This window comes from Mucilaginibacter sp. GW821-FHT07G05, from assembly GCF_059418565.1.
The window spans coordinates 202,332-214,781 of the sequence record NZ_JBWKQC010000008.1; the positions used below are offsets into that span (position 1 = coordinate 202,332).

Here is a 12,450-nt window from a genome sequence, read left to right on the forward strand (position 1 = left end):
GCGGTCTTCGGCCTTTTGCTTTTCCCTTTCAGCTTTAACTTTTCTCCTTTCGGCTTTAACCTTTTTCCTTTCAGCTTCTCCTTTCGGCTTTCTTTAGCAGCTGATAATGTTTAACTTTGCCAACCATAAAATACACTACTATGCAATATGATGTTATCGTAATAGGTTCAGGCCCGGGTGGCTATGTAGCCGCAATACGCAGCGCCCAACTGGGTTTAAAAACAGCTATCGTTGAAAAATATAATACCCTTGGCGGTACCTGCCTTAATGTAGGCTGTATCCCATCGAAGGCCCTGCTTGATTCATCAGAGCACTATCATAACGCTGCTCACGCGTTTAAAACACACGGTATCAATTTAGATAATCTGAGTATTGATTTCGGGCAGATGATAAAACGTAAGGAAGAAGTGGTTAATGCCAATACCAGCGGCATCACCTACCTTATGAAAAAGAACAAGATCGATGTATACACCGGTGTAGGTTCTTTTAAAGATAAAAACACCATCATTGTTACCAAAAGCGATGGTACAATCCAAGAAGTAACCAGTAAAAACGTAATTATCGCTACCGGTTCAAAACCATCGGCATTACCATTTTTACCTATTGATAAAAAACGCATCATTACCTCAACCGAGGCACTAACCCTTAAAGAGATCCCTAAGCATTTGGTGCTCATCGGCGGTGGTGTTATCGGGTTGGAACTGGGTTCGGTTTACGCGCGCCTGGGTTCAAAGGTGTCGGTAATTGAGTTTATGGACGGTATTATCCCAACTATGGATAAAGGCCTGGGCCGTGAGCTGCAAAAAGTACTGCAAAAATTGGGTATGGAGTTTTACCTGGGTCATAAAGTAACCGGCGCTACTGTAAAAGGTAAAGAGGTAACCGTAAGTTTTGATAGCCCTAAAGGCGAAAAGAAAGAACTTAAAGGCGATTACTGCCTGGTAGCTGTTGGCCGTATTGCTTATACCGATGGTTTAGGTTTAGATAAAATTGGCCTTACCGTTGAAGAACGCGGCAGAAAGATCACCGTTGACGAACACCTCGAAACCAGCGTTAAAGGCGTATACGCCATTGGCGACGTAATTAAAGGCGCCATGCTTGCCCACAAGGCAGAAGACGAAGGTACTTTGGTAGCCGAAATTATTGCAGGCCAAAAACCACACATCAATTACAACCTGATACCGGGCGTAGTATATACCTGGCCTGAAGTTGCCAGCGTTGGCCAAACCGAAGAGCAGTTGAAAGCGGCAGGCGTTAAATACAAAACAGGATCGTTCCCGTTCAAAGCCAGCGGCCGTGCACGTGCCAGCGGCGATTTGGATGGATTTGTGAAAGTGTTGGCAGATAGCACTACCGATGAAATATTAGGTGTACACATGATCGGTCCGCGTGCTGCAGATATGATTGCCGAGGCCGTAATAGCCATGGAATACCGCGCCAGCGCCGAAGACGTAACTCGCGCCAGTCACGCCCACCCTACCTACACCGAAGCCATGCGCGAAGCATGCTTAGCGGCAACGGAAAACAGGGCGATACATATATAAGTTCTGGTTGGAAGGTTGTAATGTTAGAATGTTTTAATGTTATTTTATCTGCATAACTGGATATATAAGTCTTTTGTTGGAAGGTTGTAATGTTAGAAGGTTGTAATGTTATTTTACCTGTTAACTTAGTAAACACAAAATAGATAGCAATGGCTAAATTTCAAAAATTTGAAGATTTAGAGATTTGGAAATTGGCCGTTGCTATTGCTATTGAAACATATTTATTGTGTGATACCGAGCCCTTGAAATCAGACTGGGGTATGAAAGACCAGTTAAGGCGAGCGGCTTGTTCCATGTCAGACAATATTGCCGAGGGGTTTGAATATAACAACAATCCCGACTTTATCAGGTTCCTGAACTACGCAAAGGGCTCATCAGGAGAGTTCAGAAATAAGTTGATCATACTACACGGTGCCAAAAAGATCGACGAAGCTGTTTTTAACAGTATGTATTTTAAAAGTGTTGAGTTTTCTGGCAAAACAAAATCGTTGATCGATTACTTAAAGAAGTTTGAAGCGAAGAAAAAGAAAAAATAACATTTCAACATTCCAACTTTAAAACATTCCAACAAAGCAATGAACATATTAATTAACATAGCCACATTAATAGCTACCATCGGTCTGATGGAGTTGCTTTCGTGGGCGATGCATAAGTATTTGTTTCATGGGCCGTTGTGGTTTATTCATAAAACGCACCACCAGCAAAGGCATGGCTGGTTCGAGCTGAACGATTTGTTTAGCATCGGCTTCGCGGCTTTAGCCTTATGGCTGATGTGGCTGGGGCATATTGGCTTAGACTATCGCTTTTGGATAGGTACAGGCATCAGCATTTACGGTATCATCTATTTCATCTTTCACGATTGGTTTATCCACAACCGTTTTAAGGCTTTCAAAAGTAATAACCGCTACCTGATGGGTATTCGCCGCGCACACAAAATCCACCACAAATCAACGGAGAAGAATCCTTCGGAAGAATTTGGATTGCTGGTGGCTAATAAGAAGTGGTTTAGGCGGTAGCAAAATTCAAAACAAAGGCAGCTAATAAATTGACAGCTACCTTTGTTTTGCCAACGGCAGATTTATAATGTCGCCATATCAATAACGAAACGATATTTTACATCACCTTTCTCCATACGCTCAAAGGCTGTTTTAATATCCTGCTTACTGATCAATTCTACATCAGCAACGATGTTGTTTTCTGCGCAGAAATCTAACATTTCCTGAGTTTCTTTTAATCCGCCCGATGCCGAGCCTACAATACTCCTGCGGCCAAGCTGCAAGCCGCCTACATTTTTAATATCAAAACCCTTTGGCGGGATGCCTACAAGAATGTGAACGCCATTAAGCCTTAACAAGGAACCATAGAAATCAAAATCGTGCTGGGCACTCACGGTATCAATAATAAAATCAAATGAGCCTTTTACCTTTTCTACTTCTTCGGCATTGGTGGTAACCACAAAGTGATGTGCGCCTAATTTCTTTGCGTCCTCAGCCTTTTTAGGCGAGGTACTTAAAATGGTCACTTCTGCACCCAGAGCAACACCGAACTTTACAGCCATATGTCCAAGCCCTCCCAGGCCAAGTACTGCCAATTTGTGCCCTTTGCCAACTTTCCAATGCTTTAACGGCGAATATGTGGTAATACCAGCGCATAACAATGGTGCTACCGCCGGCAGGTCCAGGTTTTCTGGTACACGCACCGCGAATCGTTCATCAGAAACAATAATGTTTGAATAACCTCCGTAGGTTGGCTGGTTATCTGTGTACTTATCCAAGCCATTATAAGTTGGTATTACACCATTTTCACAATAAACTTCCTCTCCATCATTACAGGGAGCACAATGCCTGCACGAATTGGCTAATGTACCAACACCTGCAAGATCACCAACCTTAAATGCTTTTACATGTTCTCCTACCTTTACCACCCGGCCCACAATTTCGTGCCCTGGTACCATGGGGAATACTCCCGGAAACCATTCATTGTTAATTTGAGCGAGGTCGGAGTGGCAAACTCCCGAGTATAAAATATCTATTTGTACATCATGCGGGCCTACCTCTCTTCTTTCAAAAGTCCATGGAGCCAGTTCTTCATTCGCGCTTTGCACTGCATATCCTTTTACGGTTATCATACTATTTGAATTTTACGTTTACAGATAAGCAAAGGTAGAGTGATGAATATGCTGAACAGTTGTGCTTATCAAATAGAAAACTGTAAAAATCAAAGCACACTGTTCTTTTTAATTATTTGATTTTTACAGTTATTGCTTTGATTTTCTCAATTCTAATAGCTTACAATTAGGTATTTTTGTTCTGATGAATTCAATAAGTTTGAATGAAGATCTGAAAGATGATAAGCGCGTGTGGATGCCCGGCGAGATCGGCAAGGATGTTCAGCGTTTCAACGTTTTTCATGTGAAACATAACCGGGACGATAAGTTCAATTGTAAACCATTCAACCGAAAATCGCTTTACAAGATTAGTCTGTTGGAAGGTAAAACGAGGCTCGATTATGCAGATAAAACTATTGAATTTGACCGTGGCTTGTTATTTACCAATCCCAACATCCCCTATTCCTGGGAACATTTAGAATCTGAGCAAGTTGCTTACTTCTGCGTATTTACCGAAGATTTCTTCGACCAATTCATCACCATTAAAGACTATCCGGTCTTCAAACCCGGGCATACGCCATTCTTTCATCTTAATGAAGAACAGTTTGTTGTTTTTGAGGATATTTTTAGACAGATGCTCGGCGAGATCACGCTTGAGTTTAGTTATAAATATGATTCACTAAGGTCGATGGTGTTGCAGTTGATATTCGCTGCTTTAAAATTAGAGCCTGCACGTTTTGAACTCTACAAAGATTCAAACGGTTCACAACGGATAGTTTCCATATTTACGGAGTTACTGGAACGTCAGTTCCCTATCGAATCAACCATGCAGCGAATGGAACTGCGCCATCCTACAGCGTTTGCCAACCAATCATCGGTTCATGTTAACCACTTGAACCATGCGTTAAAAGCGGTTACCGGCAGAACAACTTCTCAACTCATCGCTGCAAGAATTATGCAGGAAGCCAAAAGCCTGCTTCAACACACTGATTGGAATATCTCGGAGATTGCCTGGAGCCTGGGATTTGATGACCTCCCGCATTTTATCAATTTCTTTAAAAGGAACCAGCAGTTAACGCCAAAACTGTACAGGAAGAATCAACTCTTCTGATTTTACTAAATTTAAGCTACGGGCATATAGAATATGCTGTCATTAAATAAGCCGCAAGCTGGTGCACGCATGCCGCGTGTGCCTTCAATATTACCGTAAATCAAACTTTAAGACATAAAAAAAGCCCCGCGGACTTGCGGGGCTTGTGCTCCTGAGGCTGGGCTCGAACCAGCGACCCTCTGATTAACAGTCAGATGCTCTAACCGGCTGAGCTACTCAGGAGTATTTTCCGTTTGGAGTGGTGCAAAAGTATAATTTCTGCGGTAATTTCACAATATTTGCGAAAAAAAAATTAAAAAAAATATCGGATGAGTTTGGTAGTGATTGGTACTGTGGCATTTGACGCCATTGAAACACCCTTTGGTAAAACAAATAAAATTATTGGCGGCTCTGCTACTTATGCGGGCTTGTCGGCATCATATTTCTATGATAAGGTGAAAATTGTAGCCGTTGTGGGTGATGATTTTCCGCAAACAGACATCGCCGACTTTAATAGTCACGGCATTGATACCGAGGGGCTTCAGGTTAAAAAAGGTGAGAAATCTTTCTTCTGGAGCGGTAAATACCATAACGATATGAACAGCCGGGATACGCTGATAACCGACCTTAATGTGCTTGCAGACTTCGATCCGATCGTTCCTGAGAGTTATCAGGATTGCGAGTACCTGATGTTGGGTAATCTATCGCCGCAGGTGCAGCAAACGGTAATAAAAAGATTAAAAAATCGCCCGAAACTGATCGTGATGGATACGATGAACTTTTGGATGAACATCGCTTTAGATGAATTATTGGAAACTTTAAAGCTGATAGACGTCCTTACCATTAACGACGAAGAGGCCCGCCAGCTCACCGGCGAGTACTCTTTAGTTAAGGCTGCCCGTAAAATATTAACCATGGGTCCTAAATACCTCATCATTAAAAAAGGTGAACATGGCGCTTTATTATTTGATGAGCATACCGTATTTGCTACCCCGGCCATGCCGCTTGCCGAAGTATTTGACCCTACAGGCGCAGGGGATACCTTTGCCGGTGGATTTATCGGCTACCTGGCTAAAGCAGGCACCATCAGCTTTAACAACATGAAGAATGGCCTTATCTACGGCTCTGCGCTGGCATCGTTCTGCGTAGAGAAGTTCGGTCCCGAAAAAATAAAGAACCTTACCGAAGAAGAGATCAACGAAAGGGTACAGCAGTTTGTGGCCTTATCCAAGTTTGAGATTTAATATTGGTTGTGAGTTGGAGGTTGTGTGTTGTAGGTATTATGATTCGAGAGTAAAGAATCAGGAGACAAGATAAATAACTTTTAGCGAGCCCTACAAAGTTTTACTTTGTAGGGCTTATTTTTACGATGTCATCGAAACAAGGTACGAGGAGAAATCTTCTGCTCCGGACAAGTAGCAGACTTACAGGGCGAAGAAGATCTCTCCCTACGGTCGAGATGACAACTTTGAGAGGTTAATTGAAGTCAGGCTTGATTCCTGACTCTCTGTTCTTGAATCTAAACCAAAAGTCTTCCTACCTTTTCAAACTTCTCGAATACCGTTTGGGTATGCGGGGCGTCGGCGAGTTCGGGGGTGAGGTCCTGGCCGGCCCAGTGTTCGTAGTGTTTGCCGTTGCGCCACAGGCGACTTTCGGTTACATCGTATATAATACCTTCAAAGGCCACCCATATCTGCGGCTTATCCTGCCCGTTGCGCAGGGCCAGTTGCGATTTGGTATATACCGGCAGCTCGCTCATTTTGTTATGTTCTTTCTGTTTTTAAAATACTCATAAAAACCTACGTTCATCACCAGTAAGGCCATCGAATAAAAATGATCTTCAAACGGGATGGTTGTTACCCTGATGCCTAAATTTTCGTCGTTATTGTACATTACCACCGGGATGGCCGTCAGTATACCGTTCACAATATAAAACGGAATTAAGGATACCAAATAGGCCATATAAAAACGGGGCATCCATTGCACTTTGGCCTTAAACTGCAAATAAGCTATCAGCACAAACAGCAAACTGAAAGTTACCGTTGTATATAGCCTATAATAATTGAATATCAGCAGGTATAATGATAGTATGAGGATCAGGTTGGAGATAATGCGCGACAACCGGTTGCTGATCTCCCATTTTACATAATAATTTAAACAGGCATAAATAAATATGCAGGAAAAGGGCACAGTTAAAAAAAACAAAATCTCTTCCAGCGGAAGCTGAAAAAAGGTGATGCCTGTAATACGTTCCGGGTTGAACGACCATACGCCTTTTACGGTGAACAGTACATCCCAAAACAAAAACACAAGCCCCGTAATAGCCATGCCCGGCCAAATAAAGCGCCAGGTTTTATAAAATGCCACACGCTTATCAAACGATAGCGCTACCGGGAAAACTACTGTAAGAAAGTTTATAAGCAGGTAAGTATATTTCACTTGGGCGGGGCTAATTGCTGTGTAAGATACTCATTTTCGGCGGACGTGCAGCGTTTTGATTCGAGCAGGAACTTAACAATGGCCTGCACCAGTTCGTGGTCTGCCGAGCCGTAATTTTTCTTTTTGAGCTGATGGATGATGGTTTCCCTGTCATCGGTAAGGTTTTTATTGTAGCCCAAAAAGCCGGGTACGTTGTGCTCTACCGAAAAGCGCATAAACCGGATCTCGATATTATGTACATCCATGGCAACGGCCTTTTTATAGCTTGATTCGGCATTGTTCAGATATTTAATCTTGAAGTACGGGTTCCAGGTATGCACCGCTTTCAGTGCCTGTAAAGTAGCGATATAGCCAATGGTTAAGCCCGATTTCTCTTTTACGGCATCCAGCTTGGTGTATAATGAGTCGGTAGTTTTGCTGCTTTTGAGGGCCGCTACCAATTGTTTTCGTACCTCGTGAGGGGTTTGTGCATCAGCATTAAAAAAGGGGAACAGCAGCAAAAAAAACAGTACCGGCAATAAACGCTTCATTAAAAAAATTATATCATGTTAAACTTGTGCTGTAAAACAGCCTTGCAATATAACGTGATCTTTTGTACATCAGATATACGGATGCGTTGCTGCAATACTACACCTGCCGGGGTACGGCTTATTTTATCAAAAAGTTTGGTATAGTAGGTATAAGCGATGTATACCCCCAGCTTGGCGCCGGCCGGCAGCGCTTTTATACCTTCAAGGGCGTCATCAAAATCCTTTTTAATATCCAGCTCTATATTCCGTTTATCCTGCTCGGTAAAGTTGTTAAAATCGATATTAGGGAAATAGGTGCGACCGCGTTCTTCATGGTCGGCTTTTACATCCCGCAGGAAATTGATCTTTTGAAATGCCGAACCCAAACTGCAGGCCTTTGGCAAAAGGGACTGGTAAACCTGATCGTCGTTTTGGCAAAATATGCGCAGACACATCAGCCCCACCACCTCCGCAGAACCGTATATGTAGGCTTTGTAGCCATCTTCGTCGTACCGCTGGGTATAGAGGTCCATCTCCATCGAGATCAGGAAGGCATCGATCAGATCGTGGTCTATCCCGTAACGGTTCACCACCAGTTGAAAGGAGTGCAGTACCGGGTTAAGACTTATCTTTTGCTTAATGGCTACAAAGGTTTCCGTTTTAAAATCGCTGATAAGGGTTGCTTTGTCGTAATCGTGAAAGGTATCTACAATTTCATCCGCGTAGCGCACAAAGGCATAAATAGCGTAAATAGGGTTCCTGAATTGTTCGTCGAACGCCTTAATACCCGAGCTAAAAGATGTACTGTATTTGTTGGTTATTAATTTACTGCACTCAAAGCAGGTATCATCATACAGTTGCATCATACGCTAAATCACGGGTTATGTTCAAAACTACAAAATAAGGGCGGCATTGTTTTTTACCACAGTGAAACAATTTGCTTACTTTGGGTTAATTAGTGGTGATGAACAACAAACACATTGTAGTAATAGGTTCGGGTTTTGCAGGCCTTTCGGCAGCTTGCGTACTGGCCAAACAGGGGCATAAGGTAACCGTGCTGGAAAAGAACGACCAACCGGGCGGTCGTGCCCGTATCTGGGAGCAGGATGGTTTTCGGTTTGATATGGGGCCAAGCTGGTATTGGATGCCCGATGTGTTCGAAAACTTTTTCGCCCTGTTTGGTAAAAAACCTGCCGATTATTACAGCCTCAAACGCCTCGATCCGGGCTATCGTGTTTATTTTGGTAAGGATGATTTGCTGAATGTTCCTGCGGATATGCCCGCCATTGAAACTGCTTTTGAACAACTGGAACCGGGCAGCAGCAAAGCCTTGCGCGAGTTTTTAAGTCAAGCCGAATACAAATACAAAGTGGGCATGGGCGAATATGTGTTTCGTCCGTCGCATTCCGTTGCCGAATATTTCGATCTTAACCTGATCAAAAAAAGTTTCGGCATACAGTTGCTTACCAGTATGAGTAAACACGTGCGCAAGTACTTTACAAACCCGAAGCTCATTAAATTACTGGAGTTTCCCGTTTTGTTTTTAGGTGCTACCCCGCAAAATACCCCGGCCATGTACAGCATGATGAACTATGCCGACCTTGCCCTCGGTACCTGGTACCCCATGGGCGGCATGAACGAAATTGTGAAAGCCATTGTGAGCATAGCCAAAGAGCTGGGCGTGGATATCCGCCTGAATACCGAGGTTACCAAACTGCATGTCGAAAATAAAGCTGTTACTAATATAGCTACTACCCAAGGTGATTTTAAAGCCGATGTGGTAATTGCCGGGGCCGATTATGAACACGTAGATCAGCAATTGATTGACGAACCGTATAGAAACTATACCGGCAAATATTGGGATAGCCGCACCATGTCGCCATCGAGTTTGTTGTTTTACATTGGTACCAATAAAAGGGTGGAGGGCATTGAACACCATAATTTGTTTTTTGACGAAGATTTTGAGCAGCATGCCCGCGAGATCTACACCGAGCCGCAATGGCCGTCGAAACCGCTGTTCTATGTATCGTGCACTTCAAAAACCGACGACACCGTTGCTCCCGAAGGTGGCGAAAACCTGTTCTTCCTGATGCCATTAGCACCCGGTCTGCAAGACAGCGAAGCCATGCGCGAAAAGTATTTCGACTTGATGCTTACACGCTTTGAACACGTTACCGGCCAATCTATTCGCCACAACATCGTAGTGAAACGCAGCTATGCCATGAATGATTTTAAGGCTGACTACCATTCTTACAAAGGCAATGCCTACGGTCTGGCCAACACGCTATCGCAAACGGCCTTTTTGAAGCCATCCATGCGGGCGAAACATATCAAGAATTTACTGTTCACCGGTCAGCTTACCGTACCGGGACCGGGTGTGCCGCCTGCATTAATTTCGGGGCAGGTTGTGGCCGGGGAGGTAGGGAAGTTGTAGGTTATGGGTTGTAAGTTGTGGGGATTTGGAGTTTTTGTCATTGCGAAGAATTTTAATTCTTTTTGACGATAGCTCACAACTACTCTCCACTGTCATGCTGAGGAACGAAGCATCTATTGCAGATAAGCATAGCGAAGAAGATTCCTCAAACGTTCAGAATGACAGTTTTTTTAACACGTCATAGGTAGGAACGAAGCAATCTCGTCGCGTTTATTAACGACTGTGAGGTTTGACAACTTTTAAAAAGTTGTCAAACCTTAAAACCTCTTTGAGCTTTCGATCATCATTTTGTCCGAAGCTGTTTGCTGACGGAAAACGCCTCACCTAAATCCTCTCCAAGGGAGAGGACTTACATTTATAGTTATAGAAATAGATGGCATCTCTCGTGGGGAGTGCGCAGATATCGAGCAAACCCCAAACGTAAAAACCCGCCTTGTGGGGCGGGTTTTTACTATATATGTTGAGTTTAATTGTATTGATTAGTCAATTTCGGCATAAACGGCTTTGGTTACTCCGTTATCATATGCTTTAAGGTTCTTTTTTAACAGTTTACGTGCCACGTGGATACGGGTTTTTACTGTTCCGATCGGGATATCCAGGTGATCGGCAATTTCATGATATTTGTGGCCTTCAAAGTACATGGTAAATGGTACATAGTAATCTTCAGGCAGTTTGTCTAAAGCTTTTTTGATATCGTCCATCACGAATTTTGATTCGCCTTGGTTTTTTGTTGAGCTGAAAACCAGGTTTGGTGATGATATCTCATCTGACTTGGTTACGAAAGTGCTCATTTTTACAAATCTGCGGTAGTTATTAATGAAAGTATTTTTCATGATTGTGTATAACCACCCTTTAAGGTTAGTACCTTCTTTAAACTTGTTGTAGTAAGTTATGGCTTTCAGCATGGTATCTTGTACCAGGTCGTTGGCATCGTCAGCATCATGGGTAAAATGTAGCGCATAAGACCTTAATGAACTTGCTTGACGTAATACCAGGGTGTTAAACTCAATCTTTGTCATAGTAGTAGTGTTTATGTGATTGAGTTAAGGCAATTATGATACCACTTTGCCAAACTTTAAATAATTGGCCTTATTTGGCCTTAAAACAGCGCATTTTATAATGAAACACGCATTGCAGTTAATATTTAGATAATATAACAGGCAATTAGTGCAATACAGGGTGTATTGATAGGCAGAAAAGTGTACACATTAGCAGAATTTTAATTATAACTTAATTAAAACCGCATTAGAAAGACCGCTCTAAGTAGCGTGTTTTTCACAAAGTTTACTTTAACGAAAGTTTATTGGCCAATAATATTCACCTCGCGTTCCAGTTGAACGCCAAACTTACTATACACACTGTCTATGATTTGCGACGAAAAAGCATACACTTCCTGTCCGGTAGCGCCGCCGTGATTTACCACCACCAGCGCCTGGTTTTTCCAGGTACCGGTATTGCCTACCACTTTGCCCTTCCAGCCGCACTGTTCAATGAGCCAGCCTGCTGCTAATTTAACTAACCCTTCGCCCGCCGGATAGTTCACCACATTGGGGTGATTAGTTTTCAACACCTCGAACTTATCAACACTGATCACCGGGTTTTTAAAGAAACTGCCTGCGTTGCCAATAGTTGATGGGTCAGGAAGTTTTGATACCCTGATGTGGGCAACCACTTGCGATACCTCTTTAATATTAGGCGCGGTAATACCCCTGTTGTTCAGCTCCTGCTCAATAGCGCCGTATTTTAAATTAAGGTTGGGCTGAAGCGATAACAGGAACTTTACCGATGTAATAATGTATTGCCCTTTCAGTTCGGTTTTAAAAACACTTTCGCGGTAGCCAAACTTGCATTCATCTTTGGTAAACGTGCGGAATGTGCCTGTAGCTATTTCAAAGGCATGGCAGCTGTAAAATACATCCTTCAACTCCACGCCGTAGGCTCCTATATTTTGTATGGGCGATGCGCCAACAGAACCGGGGATAAGGCTCAGGTTTTCCATACCGGCATAACTGTGGTCGACAGCGTAATTCACCAGGGCGTTCCATACTTCGCCGCCGCCCGCCTCTACAAATACCTCGTTGTGGTTGATGCGATGCTCGATACCGCGAATATTCATGCGGATCACCAGTCCGTTAAAGTCGGCTACCATGAGCATGTTGCTGCCGCCGCCCAAAACCAAACGATCAGCCTGTAACCATTGCGGATCGGCAAACAGTTCCTGCAACTCTTCCTCGTGATTGATCTCTACAAAGTATTTCGCATAAGTTTCAATACCGAAGGTGTTAAAGTTTTTAAGGGATACGTTTTGTTGGATTTGCAGCATGGCA

The 12,450-nt window shown here is 43.2% G+C and carries 13 protein-coding genes and 1 tRNA gene; 6 read left to right on the plus strand and 8 right to left on the minus strand.

Annotated elements, in window-relative coordinates; genetic code table 11:
- Positions 1-140 precede the first annotated feature (140 nt).
- The 3 genes from lpdA to AC07NA_RS19875 all read left to right on the plus strand — a co-directional run bounded on the left by lpdA (position 141) and on the right by AC07NA_RS19875 (position 2,560).
- Positions 141-1,544 (plus strand): dihydrolipoyl dehydrogenase, encoded by a 1,404-nt coding sequence (gene lpdA / locus AC07NA_RS19865; RefSeq protein ID WP_494899255.1) that lies wholly within the window; start codon positions 141-143, stop codon positions 1,542-1,544.
- Positions 1,545-1,693: 149 nt separating this feature from the next.
- The gene (locus AC07NA_RS19870; protein WP_494899256.1) at positions 1,694-2,080 is read left to right on the plus strand and encodes a four helix bundle protein; all 387 of its coding nucleotides are present in this window, start codon (positions 1,694-1,696) and stop codon (positions 2,078-2,080) included.
- A 39-nt stretch (positions 2,081-2,119) separates the two neighbouring features.
- A complete protein-coding gene (locus AC07NA_RS19875; protein ID WP_494899257.1) occupies positions 2,120-2,560 on the plus strand; it encodes a sterol desaturase family protein in 441 nt (146 codons plus the stop codon).
- A gap of 62 nt (positions 2,561-2,622) precedes the next feature.
- Here the strand turns inward: AC07NA_RS19875 and AC07NA_RS19880 are convergent, their stop codons facing one another.
- On the minus strand, positions 2,623-3,672 hold the full coding sequence (locus AC07NA_RS19880) for an NAD(P)-dependent alcohol dehydrogenase (RefSeq protein WP_494899258.1): 1,050 nt from the start codon (positions 3,670-3,672) through the stop codon (positions 2,623-2,625).
- Positions 3,673-3,856: 184 nt separating this feature from the next.
- On the opposite strand from AC07NA_RS19880, the gene AC07NA_RS19885 reads away from it, so the two are divergent.
- Positions 3,857-4,762: a helix-turn-helix domain-containing protein gene (locus AC07NA_RS19885; protein ID WP_494899259.1), complete on the plus strand. Its 906-nt coding sequence runs from the start codon at positions 3,857-3,859 to the stop codon at positions 4,760-4,762.
- Between the two features lie 148 nt (positions 4,763-4,910).
- Here the strand turns inward: AC07NA_RS19885 and AC07NA_RS19890 are convergent.
- Positions 4,911-4,984, minus strand: a tRNA-Asn gene (locus tag AC07NA_RS19890).
- A gap of 86 nt (positions 4,985-5,070) precedes the next feature.
- Here AC07NA_RS19890 and AC07NA_RS19895 point away from each other — a divergent pair.
- Positions 5,071-5,985, plus strand: coding sequence for a PfkB family carbohydrate kinase (locus AC07NA_RS19895; RefSeq protein WP_494899260.1), 915 nt, complete (start codon positions 5,071-5,073; stop codon positions 5,983-5,985).
- Positions 5,986-6,260: 275 nt separating this feature from the next.
- Here the strand turns inward: AC07NA_RS19895 and AC07NA_RS19900 are convergent, their stop codons facing one another.
- Genes AC07NA_RS19900 through AC07NA_RS19915 form a run of 4 tightly spaced genes read right to left on the minus strand, consistent with a single transcriptional unit; the run spans position 6,261 to position 8,555 of the window.
- On the minus strand, positions 6,261-6,500 hold the full coding sequence (locus tag AC07NA_RS19900) for a cytochrome b5 domain-containing protein (RefSeq protein WP_494899261.1): 240 nt from the start codon (positions 6,498-6,500) through the stop codon (positions 6,261-6,263).
- Positions 6,497-7,180 (minus strand): lycopene cyclase domain-containing protein, encoded by a 684-nt coding sequence (locus AC07NA_RS19905; RefSeq protein WP_494899262.1) that lies wholly within the window; start codon positions 7,178-7,180, stop codon positions 6,497-6,499. The genes AC07NA_RS19900 and AC07NA_RS19905 overlap by 4 nt, the downstream gene beginning before the upstream one ends.
- On the minus strand, positions 7,177-7,710 hold the full coding sequence (locus tag AC07NA_RS19910; protein WP_494899263.1) for a hypothetical protein: 534 nt from the start codon (positions 7,708-7,710) through the stop codon (positions 7,177-7,179). The genes AC07NA_RS19905 and AC07NA_RS19910 overlap by 4 nt, the downstream gene beginning before the upstream one ends.
- A gap of 8 nt (positions 7,711-7,718) precedes the next feature.
- Positions 7,719-8,555 (minus strand): phytoene/squalene synthase family protein, encoded by an 837-nt coding sequence (locus AC07NA_RS19915; protein ID WP_494899264.1) that lies wholly within the window; start codon positions 8,553-8,555, stop codon positions 7,719-7,721.
- A 98-nt stretch (positions 8,556-8,653) separates the two neighbouring features.
- Between AC07NA_RS19915 and crtID the strand changes: the two genes are divergently transcribed.
- Complete coding sequence (crtID, locus tag AC07NA_RS19920) at positions 8,654-10,123, plus strand: bifunctional phytoene desaturase/3,4-desaturase (protein WP_494899265.1); 1,470 nt, start codon at positions 8,654-8,656, stop codon at positions 10,121-10,123.
- A 479-nt stretch (positions 10,124-10,602) separates the two neighbouring features.
- Here the strand turns inward: crtID and AC07NA_RS19925 are convergent, their stop codons facing one another.
- Both AC07NA_RS19925 and murB read right to left on the minus strand, forming a co-directional pair.
- Positions 10,603-11,142: an RNA polymerase sigma factor gene (locus tag AC07NA_RS19925; protein ID WP_345211741.1), complete on the minus strand. Its 540-nt coding sequence runs from the start codon at positions 11,140-11,142 to the stop codon at positions 10,603-10,605.
- A gap of 281 nt (positions 11,143-11,423) precedes the next feature.
- Entirely contained in the window at positions 11,424-12,446 is a 1,023-nt protein-coding gene (gene murB / locus AC07NA_RS19930) for a UDP-N-acetylmuramate dehydrogenase (RefSeq protein ID WP_494899266.1), read from the minus strand.
- Between the last annotated feature and the right edge of the window lie 4 nt (positions 12,447-12,450).